The sequence below is a fragment of the Microbacterium galbum genome (assembly GCF_032464915.1).
GTDB classification, from domain to species: Bacteria; Actinomycetota; Actinomycetes; order Actinomycetales; family Microbacteriaceae; genus Microbacterium; species Microbacterium galbum.
In genome coordinates this window covers 1,922,918-1,941,243 of record NZ_JAWDIS010000001.1, presented here as the reverse complement: position 1 = coordinate 1,941,243, position 18,326 = coordinate 1,922,918, and the positions used below count along the sequence as shown (strand labels likewise).

Genomic DNA, 18,326 nt, shown 5'->3' with positions numbered 1-18,326 from the left:
GTCCTCTCGTGAATGCGACATTGCATGCACCGTCGTCGACGACGGATGCCAGAATGTTAGCGCTCACACCCCTGTTGACGTCAACATCCGGTGCCGGATTTCATCCGCCGGACGACGACTGCACCGGGCGTCAGGAACGCGTCGGGGCGGAGTCCCGCACGACGAGCCGCGTGGGCAGAGGCGTGGTCTCGCTGACGGTGTCGGGCTCCTCGACCATGAGCAGGACCTTCTGCATGAGGATCTCCCCGAGAGCGGCGAAGTCCTGTCGAACCGTCGTCAGCGAGGGGTAGACGAACGACGCTTCGGGGATGTCGTCGAACCCGACGACGCCGACGTCGTCGGGAACGCGCAGCCCCCTCTCGCGCAACGCCGACAGCACGCCGATCGACATCTGGTCGTTCGCGACGAAGATGCCCTCGCCGGGGGCGAGGTCGGTCTCGGAGGCGATGCGATAGCCGCTCGCAGCGGTCCAATCTCCGTGGAGGGGCGGCGTCGATTGCGCGCGCGCCGAGGCGATCTCCTCGCGCCAGCCCCGCAGCCGTTCGATCGCATCGGGGTTCCGCGCCGGCCCGGCGATGTGCCGCACCGTCGTGTAGCCCGACTCCAGGAGATGCCGGACGGCGGCTCGCGCACCGCGGTACTGATCGATGGCCACGAGCCGCGGGTGCGGTCGCGGGGTCGCGGCCGCCGCGACGACGGGCACGTCGAGCTCGAGCGCCTGGATCGCGGCGAGCACCTCGGCGTCGATGACGATGAGGACGATGGCATCCACCCGCTGCTTCAACAGGCCGTCGATGGCGACCCGCACTTCGGCGGCGTCGGTCTGGGCGGAGCTGATGGCATCCACGTTGTACCGGGCGGCACGGGCGGCGAAGTTGAAGTTCATCGCGATGGACGAGGGACCGTAGTCGACCGTGCCCGGGGTGACGAGACCGATCGTGCGCGTGCGGCGCGTCACGAGGGCGCGCGCGGCGGGCGAGGGGCTGTACCGCAACTGCGCGATGGCCTGCTCGACGCGCGCCCGGGTCGCGGGGCGCACGTTCGGCATGTCGTTGAGCACACGCGACACCGTCTGGTGCGAGACGCCGGCGAGTCGGGCGACGTCGAAGATGTTGGCGGTGCGCGAGGCCTTGTCGTCAGCCACCGGCGCCGCCTTCCGAGGTCGTGTGACCTGCGACGAGGGCGAGGAGCGCGTCGGAGGTCAGTCCCGTGGCGGGGACGATCTGCGCGAGCACGCCGTCGCGCATGACGGCGACGAGATGCGCCACGCGCAGCACCTCGTCGAGCTCGGCCGAGATGTACACGATCGACAGGCCGTTGTCGCTGAGCTCACCGACCAACCGCTGGATCTCGGCCTTCGCTCCGACGTCGATACCGCGGGTCGGTTCGTCAAGGACGATCAGCCGCGGGGACAGCGCGAGCAGCCGCGCCAGGAGGACCTTCTGCTGGTTGCCACCCGACAGCGTCGAGACGGGCCGGTCGATGTCGGCGGGTCGGATGTGCAACGCCTCGACCCAGCTCACCGCGAGCTCACGACGACGCGCCGTGCTCAGACGGTGGAAGATCCCCCGCTGCGCCTGCAGGGCGAGCGTGATGTTGTCGAGCACGCTGAGGTCGCCGATGATGCCCTCGGTGCGCCTGTTCTCCGACGAGTACGCCACCCGGCGGCGGATCGCCTCGCGAGGGGTGTCGAGGCGCGCGACCTCGCCGTCGATCGCGACCTCTCCGGTGTCGGGGCGATCGACGCCCGTGATCGACCGCGCCAGCTCGGTGCGCCCCGAACCGAGGAGCCCCGCGACGCCGATGACCTCCCCCTCGCCGATGTCGAGGTCGGCCTCGCGCAGGCGCGTTCCGGATGCCAGTCCCCGCGCGCTCAGCACGCTCGGCCCCTCCGCGGGCTCGACGGGCCGCTGCCCGAGCGGGGCGAGGGCGTCGGCGGCGGCGCCGAGCATCTTCTCGACGAGGTCGATGCGCAGCAGTTCTCGCGTCGCGTACTCGCCGACCAGGCGCCCCCCACGAAGGACGGTCACCCGGTCGCAGATCTCGTAGACCTGGTCGAGGAAGTGCGAGACGAAGACGATCGCGATCCCCTGCGTCTTGAGGTCGCGGATGACGCGGAACAACTCGGCGACCTCGTCGGCATCCAGGCTCGAGGTGGGCTCGTCGAGCACGAGCACCTTCACCTCGGTCGAGACGGCGCGGGCGATGGCGACGAGCTGCTGCACCGCCAGCGGGTGCGACGACAGCACCGATGCGGGATCGACATCGACGCCGAGGGCACGGAGCGCCCTCTCGGCGCGCGCGCGCATCTCGCGGTGGTCGATGACGCCGAAACGGCGCGGCTCCCGCCCGAGCGAGATGTTCTCGGCGACGGTGAGGTTGGGCAGCAGGTCGATCTCCTGGTAGACGGTCGAGATGCCCCGCGACTGCGCGTCGGCGGGCGAGGAGAATCGCATCCGCTGCCCCTCGAGCAGGATGTCGCCCTTGTCGAGTCGCAGGGCTCCGGTGATCGCCTTGATCAGCGTCGACTTGCCCGCGCCGTTCTCGCCCATGAGCGAGTGCACCTCGCCCGGCCGCAGCCGGAAGTCCACGTCGGCGAGGGCGCTCTCGACGCCGAAACGCACCGTCGCTCCGCGCACCTCGAGGAGGGGCGGAGCGACGGTGGACATGGGCTCCATCATGCCCGCGCCCGAGCGGGAGTGCGAACGCGTCGCGAGCGTGTCACCGCCGCAGTGCCGAGCGCGAGACGATCACGCGCTGGACGACCACGAACAGCAGCAGCAGCGCGCCCACGGTGATGCGCGTCCACGACTGCTCGGCGCCGGAGAACGAGATGATCGTGCGGATGAGACCGTAGACGAACACCCCGATCATGGAGCCGATCACGAACCCGCTGCCGCCCGTGAGCAGCGTGCCGCCGATGACGACCGCGGCTATCGTGTCGAGCTCGGTCCCCACGCCGTTGAGGGGGTAGCCCGCGCCGGAATAGGCCGTCAGCACGATGCCGGCGAGACCGGCGCACACCCCGCTGATGACGTAGACCGACAGCTTGGCGCGCACGACCGGGAGTCCCATCAGTCGCGCCGACTGCTCGTTGCCGCCGACGGCGTACACCGTCCGCCCGAAGCGGGCGTAGCGCAGCACGAAGGCGGCGAGCGCCACGGTGAGCAGCGCGATGACGCCCGTCGGCGTGATGTACCAGCCCGCGAACGAGAAGCGGGTGGACTGCAGCCACAGCAGTCCCTCGTTGTCGACTTTGATCGACTCCAGGCTCACCACGAATGCCAGACCGCGGGCGAGGAACATGCCGATCAACGAGGCGATGAACGGCTGGACGTCGAAGAACTGCACGAGGACGCCGATGAGCAGTCCGATCGCCGCGCCGATGAGGATCATCGCGGGCAGGGCCACCGCCACCGGGACGCCGTCGGACAGCATCTTCGCGCACAGGATGCCGGTGAACGCCATGACGGCGCCGACCGAGAGGTCGATTCCGCCGGTCAGGATGACGAAGGTCATCCCCACCGCGAGCACGAGCAGATAGGCGTTGTCGAGGAGGATCGACGACAGGATGCGCGGCAGCTGGAAGTTGGGGAACCACCACATCGCGCCGGCGATCATGACGACGAGGATGACGACGGCCGCGAACACCGGGACCCACGAGACGTGGCGGCTGAGGAAGCGGCGGTAGGGGCTCGCGGGCACGGTGGCCACGCGGCGCTCTTCGGTGAGAGTGGCCATCAGGACAGCACCTTCGCATCGGGACGACGGGACAGGGGGCGGACGGCACCGCGGCCGGCCGTGTGGAAGAACGCGCGGAAGCGCCGCGACTGCAGCAGGACGACGACCAGCACGGCCGCCGCCATGAACACCGGACTGACCGCGGGCGGGACGCCGAGGAAGGTGATGGTGCTCTTGAGCGTCTGGATGGTGAAGACGCCGACCACCGTGCCCGCGATGCTGAACGTGCCGCCCGCGAGCGAGGTACCGCCCAGGACGACGGCGAGGATGGCATCCAGTTCGATGTACAGCCCGGCCGCGTTCGCATCGGCCGCCATGATGTTGGAGCTGTACAGGATGCCGGCCATCCCGGCGAGCGCGCCGCTGGCGATGTAGGCGCCCCAGATGATGCCGCGCGAGCGCACACCCGCCAGGCGACTGGCCTCGGGGTTGATGCCCACCGCCTCGGTCAGCATGCCCAGCGCCGTGCGCCGCTCGAGGACGCCCACCACGACGACCGCGGCGAGTGCCACGAAGAACGCGAACGGGAGGCCGAGGACGTAGCCGCCCGCGATGAACTTGTAGGGGTCGCTGTTGATGGTGGTGATGAACCCGCCCGTGATGAGCAGGGCGACGCCACGACCCGCGAGCATGAGCACGAGGGTGGCGATGATCGGTTGGATGCCGAGCACCGACACGAGGAAGCCGTTCCAGACCCCGAGCAGCAGGGCGACGCCGACGGCGGCGGCGATCGCGGTGAAGACGACGCCGAGGTTGCCCGAGTCGGGGGCGGCCTCGATGATCGTCAGCGCCACCGCTCCGGACACGGCCATGATGGCGCCCACCGAGAGGTCGATGCCCCGGGTGGCGATGACGAGCGTCATGCCGAGGGCCACGAGCATCAGCGGTGCGCTGTTGCGCAGGATGTCGATGAGCGAGCCGTAGAACTGCCCGTTCTGCACGGTGACGCTGAGGAAGGACGGCCGCGAGATCGTGTTGATCGCGATGAGGGCGACCAACGCCGCGATCGGCCAGACGAGGCGGTGAGTGAGGAATCTCTTCATGCGATCTTCTCCCGATCGGACGACGGTGTCTCGGGGACGGTGACGGGAAGCCCCTCGGGCTGCCCGTCGGCGATGTAGGCCACCAGGCCGTCGAGGTCGACGTCGCGGGTGGTGAGCTCGCCGATTTTACGACGGTCGCGCAGCACGGCCACGCGCTGCGCGATGCGCAGCACCTCCTCGAGTTCCGAGGAGATGAAGACGACGGCGAGCCCCTTCTCGGCCAATTCGGCGACCTTGCGCTGGATGTCGGCCTTGGCGCCGACATCGATGCCACGGGTCGGCTCGTCGAGCACCAGCAGCTTGGGGGCCGTGGCCAGCCAGCGGGCGAGCAGCACCTTCTGCTGATTGCCGCCGGAGAGGTTGCGGATGAGGGCGTCGGGGTTCGCCGGGCGCACCCCGAGGGCGGTGATGTACTCGTCGACGATGGCCTGCTTCTCGGCCGCCCCCATCCGGCGCAGCGGCCCGCGCCGGGCTTGGACGCCGAGGATGATGTTCTCCGCCACGGTGAGATCGCCCACGATCCCCTCGGCGCGGCGGTCCTCCGACGAGAACGCGATGCCCCTGTCGAGGGCATGACGGGGCGAGCCGGTCCGCGCGGGCGTCCCGTCGACCTCGATCGTGCCCTCGTCGGCGCGGTCGGCGCCCGACAGGAGGCGCGCCAGCTCCGTCCGGCCGGAGCCCAGCAGTCCCGCGAGTCCGACGATCTCGCCCCCGAACACGTCGAGGTCGACGGGCTCGAGCGCATTCTTGCGTCCGAGTCCGCTCGCGCGGAGCACGGGGACGCCCGCTCGGTCGATCGGGCGTTCGGCGCTGGCCGAGATGGCGTCCAACTCACCGAGCTCGCGGCCGATCATCTTGGCCACCAGCTGCTCGCGCCCGAGCTCGCCCACGGGGTACTCCCCCACCAACGTGCCGTTGCGCAGCACCGTGAGCCGGTCGGAGATCTCGTAGATCTGGTCGAGGAAGTGGGACACGAACAGGATCGCGACCCCTCGGCCGCGCAGGTCTCGGATGACGCCGAACAGCTGCTCGACCTCACCCCTGTCGAGGCTGGAGGTGGGCTCGTCGAGCACGAGCACCTTGGTGTCGACCACCATGGCGCGACTGATCGCGACGAGCTGTTGGACGGCGATGGAGTGGCTGGCCAGGATCGAGCGGGTGTCGATGTGCACCCCGAGCTCGGCCAGGTGCGTCGCAGCGGCCGCGTGGGTGGCCCGCCAATCGACGACCCCGGCCCGACGCACCTCCTCGCCGAGCATCACGTTCTCGCCGACGGTGAGGTTCTGGCAGAGGTTGACCTCCTGGTAGACGGTCGCGATCCCCGCGGCCTGCGCGTCGGCGGTCGAACGGAACAGCCGCTCGTCGCCGTCGACGCGGATGGATCCCTCGTCGATGTTGTAGACCCCCGTCAGGGCCTTGATGAGGGTGGACTTCCCGGCACCGTTCTCTCCCATGAGGGAGTGCACCTCCCCCGGATAGAGGGTGAAGTCGACGCCGTCGAGCGCCTTCACCCCGGGGAATCGGATGCTGATGCCGCGCATGGCCACGACGGCGGCACGTTCGCTTGTCATGCTCGATCGCTTTCTGAAGAGCCGTGGGGCGTGCGAGGCCGGTTGCCGGCCCCGCACGCGGGGAGGGGACTGCGACGGAGGACCTGGGCCGCCGAGGGGAGTCGACGGCCCGGAGCCGCGATCAGTAGGGACGGCTGTCGAGCACCTTCTTGGCCTGCTCCTGGTCGAAGGCCTGGTCCTCGACGATGTAGCTCTTGTCGACGGACTCGCCCGCGACGACCTTCTTGACGACCTCGGCGGTCTTCTCGCCCAGGAGCGGGTTGCACTCGACGATGTAGTTGAACTCCCCGTTGGAGAGGGCAGTCATCCCGTCCTTCACCGCGTCGATCGTGACGATCTTGATGTCGGTGCCGGGGGTCATGCCCGCGGCCTTGATGGCCTCGAGCGCACCCAGACCCATGTCGTCGTTGTGCGCGAACAGCAGGTTGATCTGGGAGCCGTACTTCTGCAGGAAGCCCTCCATGACGGTCTTGCCGTCGGCGCGCGTGAAGTTGCCGGTCTGCGAGTCGAGGACCTTGATGTCGGTCCCCTCGATGGCCGCGTCGAACCCGGCGGCGCGGTCGGTGGCCGCCGACGAACCGGTCGTCCCCTCGAGCACGACCATGTTGGTGGGCGTCGAGCCGAAGTTGTCGGCGACCCACTTCCCGGCGGTCTCGCCCTCCTTCTTGAAGTCGAGGCCGATCCAGCTCGCGTAGAGATCTTCGGAGGCCGAGACCGTACGGTCTTCGAGGATGACGGGGATGTTGGCATCCTTCGCCTCCTTCAGCACGTCGTCCCAGCCGTCGGTGACGATGGGGGCGAGCACGATGGCGTCGACGCCCTGGTTGATGAAGCTGCGGACCGCGGCGATCTGCGCCTCGGGCTTGTTGTCGGCGGCGTTGAAGATGAGGTTGAAGCCGTTGGCCTCGCTGAACGCCTCCTTCATCGACTCGGTGTTGGCGCTGCGCCAGCCGCTCTCGGAGCCGGTCTGCGCGAAACCGACCGTGATGACGCCGTCCCCACCGCCGCCGCCCGCCCCGCCGCCGGCGCAACCGGTCGCCGTGAATGCGATCGCCCCGACCAGCGCGATACCCGTGATGATCTTCTTCGCCTTCATGATGAAACCTCCTCGTTTCGCCGGCTCCGATGCCGGTTCATGTGATGCAGCCCCTCAGGTGAGCCGTGAGGGAATGTTAGCGCTCACACAACGGCCCCTGTCAAGCGATGCGGAGCGTGGACAGGTCACGGATCGGTGAATGTGAAGCCTCACAAAGGCGGCATCGACCCGTTCGACGCCGCCGGACGCGTTTCCCCGTGTTGCGCGCGATGGCGCCGGTCCCCGCGCGAGCGCCTACCGTCGTAGGTATGACTTCGCTTCCGCACAGCACCCCGGAGAGCACGCCCGCCATCGGCACCTCGGTCTCGGCGGACGACTTCAAGCGCGCGTTCCGCGGCCACCCGGGCGGCATCGCGGTCATCACCGCCTACGGCGAGAACGGCCCGGTCGCCCTCACCGCTTCGAGCGTGTCGTCGGTCAGTGCCGACCCGCCGCTGCTCATCTTCTCGGTCTCGGCCCTGTCGTCGGCGACGCCGACCATCATCGCCGCCGACACGATCGTGGTGCACCTGCTCGACGCGGAGGACATCGGCCTCGCCCGCACCGCCGCCACCAGCGGGCTCGACCGTTTCGCCGACACGTCGACCTGGTCGCGCCTCGCGACGGGCGAGCCGGTGTACCACGGCGTGCGTGCGTGGCTGCGATGCAAGATCGTCAGCCGCATGGATGCCGGGGGCTCCACCGTCATCGCCGCCCAGGCCCTGCAGGTCGACGTGGAGCGCGACCTCGAGCCGGGCGAGCCGGGAGCCGCGCTGGTCTACCACAACCGCACGTGGCACCGCCTGGGCGAGCACTCGCGGTTGGACTGAGCGGTACGCCGTCGCGGTTCCGGCCTGCCGCAGCTCGGCCGCGGTATCCCGCCGAGATCGAGGTTGGGGCGACCGGGGCGCGACCGACGAGACTCCGGGCACTCGCGCGGATCAGCGGATCCGGCGGGCGCGGCCGCGACGGACGTCAGGCGAAGGTGATCTCGGCCGTCGCCAGGATGACGTCACTCTGCCCCACGGCCACGACGCGTGCGGCGTCGGCTGTGCCGCACAGGCGGATCGGCTGATCGACGAACGCCGGCGAGGTCACGCGCACCCGTAGGGCGGCGATACGCCGACCGGGGGCGTGCCGACGGGCGGCATCCACGAGCAAGATGCGCAGCAACGGCCCGTGCACCAGCAGGTCGGGCAGCCCCTCGATCTCGTGCGCCCACCGGCGGTCATAGTGCACGAGGTGCGTGTTGAAGGTCAGGGCCGAGAAGCGGAACAGGCGGCGCGCGTCGAGGGTCGCCGTCTCGATCCAGGCGGCCTCCGCGGCGGCGGCGGGGTCGGTGCGCGGAGCGCGAGCGGGGGTCGAGGGCGCGCCGAGGAACACGTCATGCCACGTGCTGCGCACCACGACCGCGCCGTCGACGGCGTAGGTGCGCTCGATGTCGGCGAAGACGAGGCGCCCGCTCGCGCCGGTCTTCTGAATGACGGACCCCGCGGCCGCCGTCTGCGTGACCTCGTCGCCGAGACGAAGCTCCCCCTCGAACACCGTGTCTTCGCCCGCGTACATCCGACGCGGCAGGTCGATCTCGGGCAGGATGCCGTCGCGAGCGGGCGTGCCGTCGGAGCGCAGGTCGTCGAACGACACCGCGAACGGGAAGTACACGCCCTCCCACCCCGGCGGGAGTTCGTCGCCGGGGGAACGCGCCGGATCGGCCGCGGCGAAGGTCCCGCGATAGGCCTCGGCGGGAGCGGCATCCAGGATCCCCGTGCGGACGACGCTCACGACAGAGCGCCCGATGCCCGCAGGGCGCCAAGGCGCTCGGCGTCATAACCGGCGAGCGCGGTGAGGACGACGTCGGAGTGCTCCGCGAAGCGGTTGGCGACCCGTCCCGGCGTCGCCGGCGTCGCGCTGAGCTTGATGGGCTGACCGAACATGCGCAGGGTTCCCAGCGAGCCGTAGTCGGCCTCGACGATCATGTCGCGCTCGGCGGTTCCAGCGTCATCGACCACCTCGCCGATCGTCTTGACGGCGGTGAGCGGGATGACGTCGCCCGCCATCTCCTCGAGCTCCGCCTTGGTATACGGGGCCAGCCACGCCGAGACGAGCGGTTTGACGCGCTGCGCGTAGACCTCGGGGTCGAACCTCTTGCGCATCGTGTCGATCTCGGGGTCGTCGGCGACCTCGGGCGAGCCAAACAGCACGCAGCTCGCGCGCCACAGCTTGTCGGTGTACGCGCCGAAGAACACCTGGCCGTCGGCGCAGTCGAACAACTCGTACGGGCGCACCCAGGCGTGCTCGTTGCCCGCGGGGGCAGCCTCGACGCCGCGCACCGTGTAGTCGACGACCGCGGTCTCGGTGAGCGCGAGAACGCTGTCGACCTGCGCGACATCGACGAGCTGCCCCTCCCCCGTTCGCTCCGCGTGCCGAAGGGCCGCGAGCGCCCCCACGACGGCGAACAGCGTCGCCGACAAGTCACCGATCGTGACTCCCACACGCACCGGCGGCTGGTCGGGGTACCCGTTCATCGACCACAGACCGCCCGCCGCCTGCGCGGTGTTGTCGAACGCAGGCCGACGGCTACGCGACCCCGTCTGCCCGTACCCCGACACCGCGACGTACACAAGCCGGGGGTTCGCCTCGCGCAGCACGTCGTAGCCGACGCCGAGCTTGTCCATCGTGCCGGGGCGGAAGTTCTCGACGAGGATGTCGGCCCGCCGGACGAGGTCGATGAGTGTCTCGACGCCGCCGGGGGCGGCGAGGTCGAGCCCCACGCCGAGCTTGCCGCGGTTGTACTGGGCGTAATATCCGCTGAACTCCTCGTCGCCGTCGGTGAGGTACGGGGGGAAGCCGCGCGAGACGTCGGGGTCACGCGGGTTCTCGATCTTGACGACCGTCGCGCCGAGGTCAGCGAGCATCTGCGCCGCATAGGGGCCTGCGAGCACGCGGGACAGATCGAGCACGACGACACCGCCGAGCGCGCCGGGGCCGGGGACGAGGGAGTCGATCATGCGGGGTCCTCCGGAAGAGTGGGCGTCGTCAGAGCAGCGGCGACGCGTGACGCGTGCGGTCGGCCGCGCACACCGGCCAGCCAGGCGCTGATCCGGGCAAGTGCGACGATGTCGAGACCGGTGCGGATGCCGAGGCCCTCCAGCATCCAGACGAGCTCCTCGGTCGCGAGGTTGCCCGTTGCTCCGGGGGCGTACGGGCATCGGCCCAGCCCGCCCACGGACGCGTCGAACTCGGTCACCCCGGCCCGGAGGCCCGCGAGCACATTAGGGAGCGCCTGACCGTATGTGTCGTGCAGGTGCAGGGCGAGGGCGGGGCGGGGGATCCTGGCATCCGCCACCGCTTCGACGACCCGCTCGATGTGCCCCGCCGTGGCCACGCCGATGGTGTCGCCGAGCGCGATCGTGCGGCATCCGGCGGAGTGCAGCGCCAGCGCGGCGTCGACGACGGCGGCCGTGTCGACGTCACCCTCCCATGGGTCGCCGAACGCCATCGAGACGTACCCTCGCACGGGAATACCCGCCGAGCGCGCGTCGTCGACGACGGCGACCGCCCGGGCGACAGTCCCCGCGCGGTCGGTGTTCAGGTTCGCGCGAGCGAAGGACTCGGTCGCGCTCACCACGACCGCCACCTCGCGCACCCCCGCGGCGCGAGCGTCGTCGAGACCCCGACGGTTGGGCACGAGGGCGACCGCGCGGGCACCTTCAGGCGGACGGACGGACGCCGCGACGTCGCGCGCGTCGGCGAGCTGGGGGATCCACGTCCGCGGCACGAAGCTGGTGACCTCGAGCGCGCGCGACCCTGCGGCGTACAGGCGCGAGCACAGCTCGGACTTCACCGCGGTGGGGATGACGTCGGTCTCGGCCTGGAGCCCGTCGCGGGGACCCACCTCATAGACGGTGACCTCGGCGGGCAGCCCTTCCGCCGCCTCCTGCCGCGGGCGCCGCCGCGGGGCGGGGGCGCTCACGAGGACCGCCCGCGCAGCTCGGCGAGCACCTCGGCGGCGTACTCGACCCGGATGCGGCCATCGGCGACGATCCGGGCGGCGACCTCGGCGATCTCGCCCACCTCCGCGCCCGCGCTCGCCGCGATCGTCCGAGCGTGCAGGGTCATGTGCCCGCGCTGGATCCCCTCCGCGGCCAGCGCCCGGCACGCCGCGAGGTTCTGCGCGAGGCCCACCGCGGCGATCGTCGCGGCGAGCTCGCGCGCCGTCGTGATCCCCAGCAGCTGCACCGCGGCACGTGCCGTGGGGTGGGCGCGGGTGGCCCCGCCGACCAGTCCCACCGCGAGCGGCACCTCGAGCGTGCCGACGAGATCGCCGTCGGCGTTGCGCTCGAATCGCGAGAGCGCGCGATAGGCCCCCTCCCGCGCGGCGTGCGAATGGCATCCGGCCTCCACGGCCCGGGTGTCGTTGCCGGTGGCCAGGACGACGGCGGTGATGCCGTTCATGATGCCCTTGTTGTGGGTGGCTGCGCGGTACGCGTCGGCCTCGGCGAACGCGCTCGCCGCCTCGATGTCGGCGACGACCTGCGCACCGCCGAGCAGGTCGGCGGGGAACACGGCGCGGGCGCGGGTGAGGCGCCGATCGGCTTTGTTCGTCAGGATACGCAGGAGGGTGCGGGCACCCGCGATCTCGGCGATGCGCGGTGCCAGCGCCTCGGCCATCGTGTTCACGGCGTTCGCGCCCATGGCATCCCGCACGTCGACATGCAGGTGCAGGATCACCTGCGTGCCCGTGCGCGTGGCGAGGGTGCGTACCGAGATGTCGATCGCGCCGCCGCCGAGGGACACCAGCATCGGGTCCTGCGCATCGGCGAGGGCGAGCAGCTCGTCGCGCGCCTCGAGGAGACGCAGGCGCGTGCCCTCGGGGTCGACCGCGTCGAGCAGCTGAACCTGGGCGATCATCACGTCGCCGGTCGACGAGGTGGAAAAACCCCCGGTCGCCCGGGCCATGCGCGCGGCGTTCGACGCCGCGGCCACGACCGAAGGCTCCTCGGTCGCCATCGGAACGAGTCGGTCGACCCCGTCGATGCGGAAGTTCGTGGCGATGCCGACGGGGATGCCGAGGAGACCGATGACGTTCTCCACCAGGTGATCCGCGTGCGAGAGCGACAGCCCCTCGGCGGGGTCGAGCGCGATGAGGTGCGCGGGGTCGAGGCCCGCGGCCTCTGCGACGAGGCGGCGTCGCTCGAGCGGGGTGTGGTCGCGCAGACCGGGAAGTCGGCTGGAGGGGGTCACGCGGGCTCCTTCGCGGGCGGGAGGGTGCCGCGTCGACGGCGGCGTCCCCTCGACGCTAGGTCGGCGTCGACCCGCGGGGTACGTGCCCCCGACACATCGGTCGACCGCGGGAGTGGGTGTCTCACCCATCGCCATCGCGCTCCAGACGCTCGCGCAGGTCGTCGAGGCGCACCGCGATCGACAGGCGGAAGAAGCGTTCGTCGTCGCGCCAGCCCTTACCGAGCAGAGCGTCGAGCTTCTCTAGTCGCTGCAGGATCGTGTTGGTGTGGAACGTCAAGGCCCGGGCCGTGCGGGTGGGGCTCGCGCCGTGATGGATGAACGCTCGCAGGGTCGCGAGGAGGTCGCTGCCCCGCGCGGCGTCGTGGCGCCGCACGGCCCCCAGGGCGGAGTCGAGGAACGCGTCGAGGGCGCGCCGGTCAGCGCCGATCGCAGCGGCATACGGCAGGAGCTCGTCGGCACCCACGAGCGCGTCGCCCAGTCCGAGGGCTCGCGCCAGGGCGACCGCCGAGCGCACGTCGCGGGCGGCGGCGGCGATGCCGTCGGGTGCGGCGACGGTCGTCACGGCGAGCACGTCGAGACCCATCGCGTCACGCAGCTGCCGGAACGACTTCGCGTCGAGGGGTGCGGCGTGCGCCGCGACCACGAGTCCGTCGAGCTCGCCGACCAGCGCCGTCTGTCCGAGGTGGTGCGCGAGGGCGCGAGCGGCCGCGCCGCGGCGCTCCCCGGTCACGGCCAGCGCCGTCACGGCGCCGAGCAGCTGTTCATCGATGCCCGAACGGCGCAGCGCGGTGACGACGTCGGCGCGGCGCTGTGCGGAAGCGGTGACGAGGTCGACCAGCAGGTCGGAACGCTGGCGGTGATCGGTCTCCGCGACCGCCTCCTCGGAGAGGGCGAGGAGGGCGGCGACCTGACCGGCCCGCTCGATGGTGCGTCGATCGACGTCGTCGAGCGCTCGCGCGGACGGACCCACGACGATCGCCCCGAGGCCGCGTCCGCCGGCGGCGATCGGGCTGATCACCGAGACACCGGCATCCGTGTCGTCACCGCTGCGGGCCGCGTCGATGAGCGCGTCGGAGGCGTCGCCATGCATCGCGCGCACCCTGCCGGGGGCGTCCACGATCGCCACCGGTGCCTGCAGCGCGACCGAGAGCGCGGTCGCCACCGGCGCGAGCCCACCCCCGGCCAGCACCGCATCCACGAGCTCGCGATGCACCCGGTTCGCGCGGTCGCGCGCGGCGACGTGCGCCGTGAGTTCGGCGGCCGCCGCGCGGGCACGCTCGGCCTGCCGGTGGGCGTCGGCGAGGGCGGCGGCGGTCTGCAGGACGACCGAGGCGTGGTCGGCCAAGGCGGCTAGCAGAGCAGTATCGTCGGGTCCGAATGCGCGCTCGCGGCGTTCGGCGACGAAGAGCACGCCGAGCACGCGATCCTCGGAGAGCAGCGGCACCCCGAGCATCGAGACGATCCCCTCCCCCGCGACCGCCGCGTCGATGCCCGCCGTGTGCCGGTCATGATCCACCGCGTCGTAGCGGCGCACCGCGTGCGGCATCCGTGACTCGGCGATGGCGCCGACGAGCCCGCGACCGGGCGGAACGACGAGGCCGCGCAACGCAGAGGTCACCGTTCCGCGCGTGGCACGGACCCGCAAGGTCGCGTCGGTCTCATCGAACTCCGAGAGATACGCGACGTCGGCTGCGAGCAGCTCGTGCGCCCGGTCGACGAGGCGTTCGAGCACCGCGTCCGCGTCACGCATCGCCGCGAGCTCCCGCGCACTGGCGTAGAGCGCCGCCAGCTCACCGGTGCGACGGCGCAGCGCCGCGACGTCGGCGGCGGTGGGCGGTGGCGGGTCCGATGCGGCGGCCGGGGCGGGCGCGGCAGGGTCCGGCAGCGGGGTCTCGAGGCCGGACTCTGCGGCGGAGTGGAGCATGTCGACCTCAGCGCCCGCGCCGGTGCACCCGGTCCCACGCCAGGCCGGCGAGCGTCGCCGCGTGCAGGCCGAGCTGCCCGTCGTCGAAAACCGCGCGATCGGAGTGCAGAGGCGCGCGCCCCTCGGCCGGCGCGACGCCGAGGAAGACGAGCACGCCCGGTACATGTTCGAGCACGTACGCGAAATCCTCGGATGCCGGCGACGGGGCCTCGAGCACCCGCACCCGCTCCGGACCGTGCGCGGAACGCAGCGCATCGAGCACGACGGCGGTCTCATCGGGGTCGTTCACCGTCACGGGGTACGAATCGACCCAATCGATCTCGAGGCTGCACCCGTACGCGTTCGCGATCCCCGTGAGGAGCGCCGGCAGGTCGTCGCGCACGCGGGCGCGGGTGCCGTCCGAAAACGTCCGCACGTTCAGCACCAGCGTCACCGTCTCACTGAGCACGTTCCCGGCCGCCGAGTCGCTGCGGATGCCGGTCACCGACAGCACCGCGGGGTCTGTCGCGGGGAGACGGCGGGCACCGAACGTCTGCACAGCGAGCACCAGTTCCGCGGCGACGGGCACCGGGTCGACTCCCTGGTGCGGCATCGCCGCATGCCCGCCCGTGCCGCGGAGGGTGAGGGTCGCCGCGCTCACGCTCGCCATCATCGGGCCGGGGCGGGTGACGAACGTCCCCGCGTCGGTCATCGTGTCGACGTGCAGCGCGTAGGCGGCTACGGGCGTGTCGCCCGCGGCATCCAGCACGCCCTCCTCGATCATCAGGCGCGCGCCGGCGTACCCCTCCTCGCCCGGCTGGAACATGAAGACCACCGCACCCGGGAGCTCCCTGCGGCGGGCGGCGAGAAGGCGGGCCGCACCGAGCAGCCCCGCCATGTGCAGGTCGTGGCCGCACGCGTGCATCGTCGCGTACGGTGACGCGAACGGCAGTCCCGTCGCCTCTGCCACGGGAAGGGCGTCCATGTCGGCTCGCAACAGCACCACGGGCCCGGGTCGCGCCCCGCGGAGCACCGCGGTGACCGACGACAGCCCCGCGCCGACGGAGACCTCGAGCCCGAGGCCGTCGAGCTCGCGGAGCAGCAACGCCTGCGTCTCGGGCAGGTGCAGGCCGATCTCGGCGACGGCGTGGAGCTCGCGCCGGACGGCGACCAGCTCGGGGACGAGCGCCGACGCCGAGTCGGCGAAGCCGTTCATCCGGCCGCCATCCGCACCCCGAGCACGGGCACGGCGTCGAGCAGATCGAGCGTGTACCGCTCGGTGGGCGCGGCCAGCAGCTGCTCGGTGGGTCCCGACTCGACGATACGGCCGTGACGCATGACGGCGATCTCGTCGCTGATGTAGCGGACGACGGCGAGGTTGTGGGAGATGAAGAGCATCGAGAGCCCGAGATTCTCCTGGAGTTCCCTCAGGAGGTTGAGTATCGCGCCCTGCACGGACACGTCGAGAGCGCTCGTGACCTCGTCCGCGATGAGCACGCGGGGCTCACCGGCGAGCGCCCGGGCGATCGTCACTCGCTGGCGCTGGCCGCCCGAGAACGCGGCCGGTGTGTCACCGGCGCGGTCGGGGTCGAGGTGCACGAGCGTCAGCAGCTCCCGCACGCGCTCCACGCGGGCGTCGCGCGAGAAGGTCCGACCGCTCGCCCGGAGGGCCTCGGCGATGGAGTCGCCGATGCTCATGCGGGGGTCGAGGGCGGAGAACGGGTCCTGGAAGACGAGTTGGAGACGCCGGCGCGCGGCGCGCGCCGCCGCTCCTCGACCGGATGCCACGACCCCGTCGGCGCGCACTTCGCCGGTCGCGGGCGGCACGAGGCCCACCGCGGCGGCCGCGATCGTGCTCTTGCCCGACCCGGATTCCCCGACAAGCCCGAGCGTCCGACCGGCGGGGACGACCAGGGATACGTCGTCGACGACGGTGACGCGGCCGTACCGCACGGACAGGTGATCGATCTCGAGGGCGTTCACACCCCCACCTCCTCGGCGAGGGCGGATGCCGCGACATCCGGCGGGATCACCGGAAGCGGGCGGGTGCGGTCGGACGTCATGTCGGGCAGGCACGCGATGAGCGCGCGGGAGTAGGGGTGGGTCGCGTCCTCGCGGATGCGTTGTGCGTCGAGCTCCTCCACGACGACACCGTCCTTCATGACGAGCACCCGGTCGCAGAAGGCCGAGACCAGCGCGATGTCGTGCGAGATGAACACGATCGCCGCTCCCGTGTCGGTCTGCGCGCGCCGGAGCACGCCCATCACCTGGCGCTGCACCGTGACGTCGAGCGCCGTCGTCGGCTCGTCGGCGATGATGAGCTTCGGTCGGCCGGTCAGGGCCTGCCCGATCATGGCGCGCTGGCGCATGCCGCCGCTGAACTGGTGCGGGTACTGCGACAGTCGCCGCGGGGCATCCGCGATGCCGACCGCCTCGAGGGCGGCGGCGGCATGCGCGCGCGCATCGGTTCGCGACATCTTCAGGTGCACCTCGGGGACCTCGGTGAGCTGCCGGCCGATGGTCAACGCCGGGTTGAGCGAGGTGAGCGGGTCTTGGAACACCATCCCCAGCTCCACGCCCAGCGTCGAACGATCGACCGGGCTCAGCGGCCGGGTCATGTCGATGCCGTCGAAGGTGTGCGCGGTCGTGGCGATACGTGCGTCCGGGCCGAGCAGCCCCGCAAGCGCCATCGCCGTGAGCGATTTGCCCGATCCCGACTCGCCGACGATGCCGACGACCTCGCCGGGGAGGATCCGCAGGCTCACGCCCTTCACGCGTTCCACCTCGCCCCCGTCGGCCGTGGCGAAGGCCACGCGGAGGTCGGCGATCTCGGCGACCGGTTCGCCGACCGCGAGAGGCTGACGCGGTGTCGCGGCCATTCCCGCGCGGCGGGTGGGAGCGACCGCTCCCAGCGCCCGCCGGGCCACGGCACCCCGGCCGCCTCCGCGGGTGTCCGACAGCGCCTCGCTCACGAAGGTGAAGACCAGGCCCGCGAGGACGACAGCGATGCCCGGGCCGATGGCGGCGAGCGGGTTGACGTAGATGCGCGTGATGCCGTCCTGCAGCAGACGCCCCCAGTCGTACTCGGGGGCCTGCACACCGAGTCCGAGGAACGACAGACCCGCGAACGACAGCAGGGTGACGCTCGCGGTGGCCGCTGCGTTCACGAAGAGCGGGTTGGCGATGTTGGGCAGGATGTGCCGGACCAGGATGCCGATCGGCCCGACGCCCACGACCCGCGCCGCGCGCACGTAGTCGCGGCCCGACACCGAGGAGGCGAGGTTGTAGACCAGACGGGCCATGAAGGGGATGCCGGAGATGCCGATCGCGAACATCGCGCTCATCGCGCTCGCGCCCCAGATCACGGTGAAGAAGAGCACCATGAGCAACCACGGGAACGCCAGCAGGATGTCGAGCAGTCCCGTCGCCAGGCGTCGCACGTGGCGGGGCAGGATGACGGCGATGAGCCCGTAGGCGATGCCGCCGATGGTCGACACCACGGTCGCCCCGAGGGTGAGCAGGATCGACACGCGGGCGGCGACGAGCACCCGCGAGAAGATGTCTCGGCCCAGGTCGTCGGTGCCGAACGGGCGCGCGAGGCTGGGCGCGAGCAGGCGATCGGGCACGTTCGAGGTCTCGGCCGCGGCGAGGAAGAGCACCGGCCCCGCGATCGTGAGGAAGAGGAAGAGCAGCACGCCGATGACGGCGGCGATGCCCGAGGGGGACAGCAGACGGGAGCGCCAGGTCAC

15 protein-coding genes are annotated in these 18,326 nt (G+C 71.4%); 1 reads left to right on the top strand and 14 read right to left on the bottom strand.

Annotated features, from left to right (window positions below):
- Positions 1–130: 130 nt before the first annotated feature.
- The 6 genes from RWH45_RS09050 to RWH45_RS09025 all read right to left on the bottom strand — a co-directional run bounded on the left by RWH45_RS09050 (position 131) and on the right by RWH45_RS09025 (position 7,451).
- Positions 131–1,144 carry a LacI family DNA-binding transcriptional regulator gene (locus RWH45_RS09050; RefSeq protein ID WP_315994545.1) on the bottom strand — a complete coding sequence of 338 codons (1,014 nt, stop codon included), beginning with the start codon at positions 1,142–1,144 and terminating at the stop codon, positions 131–133.
- Complete coding sequence (locus tag RWH45_RS09045; RefSeq protein WP_437127332.1) at positions 1,137–2,678, bottom strand: sugar ABC transporter ATP-binding protein; 1,542 nt, start codon at positions 2,676–2,678, stop codon at positions 1,137–1,139. Before RWH45_RS09045 ends, RWH45_RS09050 begins: the two co-directional genes overlap by 8 nt.
- Positions 2,679–2,721: 43 nt before the next feature.
- Complete coding sequence (locus tag RWH45_RS09040) at positions 2,722–3,741, bottom strand: ABC transporter permease subunit (RefSeq protein ID WP_315994543.1); 1,020 nt, start codon at positions 3,739–3,741, stop codon at positions 2,722–2,724.
- Positions 3,741–4,784: an ABC transporter permease gene (locus RWH45_RS09035; RefSeq protein WP_315994542.1), complete on the bottom strand. Its 1,044-nt coding sequence runs from the start codon at positions 4,782–4,784 to the stop codon at positions 3,741–3,743. The genes RWH45_RS09040 and RWH45_RS09035 overlap by 1 nt, the downstream gene beginning before the upstream one ends.
- The gene (locus tag RWH45_RS09030) at positions 4,781–6,355 is read right to left on the bottom strand and encodes a sugar ABC transporter ATP-binding protein (RefSeq protein WP_315994541.1); all 1,575 of its coding nucleotides are present in this window, start codon (positions 6,353–6,355) and stop codon (positions 4,781–4,783) included. The genes RWH45_RS09035 and RWH45_RS09030 overlap by 4 nt, the downstream gene beginning before the upstream one ends.
- Before the next feature lie 121 nt (positions 6,356–6,476).
- On the bottom strand, positions 6,477–7,451 hold the full coding sequence (locus RWH45_RS09025) for an ABC transporter substrate-binding protein (RefSeq protein ID WP_315994540.1): 975 nt from the start codon (positions 7,449–7,451) through the stop codon (positions 6,477–6,479).
- 248 nt (positions 7,452–7,699) lie between these two features.
- On the opposite strand from RWH45_RS09025, the gene RWH45_RS09020 reads away from it, so the two are divergent.
- Positions 7,700–8,260 (top strand): flavin reductase family protein, encoded by a 561-nt coding sequence (locus RWH45_RS09020; RefSeq protein WP_315994539.1) that lies wholly within the window; start codon positions 7,700–7,702, stop codon positions 8,258–8,260.
- 145 nt (positions 8,261–8,405) lie between these two features.
- On the opposite strand, the gene RWH45_RS09015 is transcribed toward RWH45_RS09020, so the two are convergent.
- From RWH45_RS09015 to RWH45_RS08980, 8 genes are all read right to left on the bottom strand, one after another.
- Positions 8,406–9,212, bottom strand: a complete 807-nt coding sequence (locus RWH45_RS09015) for an FAS1-like dehydratase domain-containing protein (protein ID WP_315994538.1) — start codon at positions 9,210–9,212, stop codon at positions 8,406–8,408.
- Positions 9,209–10,438: a CaiB/BaiF CoA transferase family protein gene (locus RWH45_RS09010; RefSeq protein ID WP_315994537.1), complete on the bottom strand. Its 1,230-nt coding sequence runs from the start codon at positions 10,436–10,438 to the stop codon at positions 9,209–9,211. The genes RWH45_RS09015 and RWH45_RS09010 overlap by 4 nt, the downstream gene beginning before the upstream one ends.
- Positions 10,435–11,403: a hydroxymethylglutaryl-CoA lyase gene (locus tag RWH45_RS09005; RefSeq protein WP_315994536.1), complete on the bottom strand. Its 969-nt coding sequence runs from the start codon at positions 11,401–11,403 to the stop codon at positions 10,435–10,437. The genes RWH45_RS09010 and RWH45_RS09005 overlap by 4 nt, the downstream gene beginning before the upstream one ends.
- Positions 11,400–12,674 carry a hydroxymethylglutaryl-CoA reductase, degradative gene (locus tag RWH45_RS09000; protein WP_315994535.1) on the bottom strand — a complete coding sequence of 425 codons (1,275 nt, stop codon included), beginning with the start codon at positions 12,672–12,674 and terminating at the stop codon, positions 11,400–11,402. The genes RWH45_RS09005 and RWH45_RS09000 overlap by 4 nt, the downstream gene beginning before the upstream one ends.
- A 121-nt stretch (positions 12,675–12,795) precedes the next feature.
- A complete protein-coding gene (locus tag RWH45_RS08995) occupies positions 12,796–14,598 on the bottom strand; it encodes a helix-turn-helix domain-containing protein (protein WP_315994534.1) in 1,803 nt (600 codons plus the stop codon).
- Between the two features lie 7 nt (positions 14,599–14,605).
- Positions 14,606–15,793: a M20 metallopeptidase family protein gene (locus tag RWH45_RS08990; protein WP_315994533.1), complete on the bottom strand. Its 1,188-nt coding sequence runs from the start codon at positions 15,791–15,793 to the stop codon at positions 14,606–14,608.
- The gene (locus tag RWH45_RS08985; protein WP_315994532.1) at positions 15,790–16,560 is read right to left on the bottom strand and encodes an ABC transporter ATP-binding protein; all 771 of its coding nucleotides are present in this window, start codon (positions 16,558–16,560) and stop codon (positions 15,790–15,792) included. Before RWH45_RS08985 ends, RWH45_RS08990 begins: the two co-directional genes overlap by 4 nt.
- On the bottom strand, positions 16,557–18,326 hold the full coding sequence (locus RWH45_RS08980) for a dipeptide/oligopeptide/nickel ABC transporter permease/ATP-binding protein (RefSeq protein WP_315994531.1): 1,770 nt from the start codon (positions 18,324–18,326) through the stop codon (positions 16,557–16,559). Before RWH45_RS08980 ends, RWH45_RS08985 begins: the two co-directional genes overlap by 4 nt.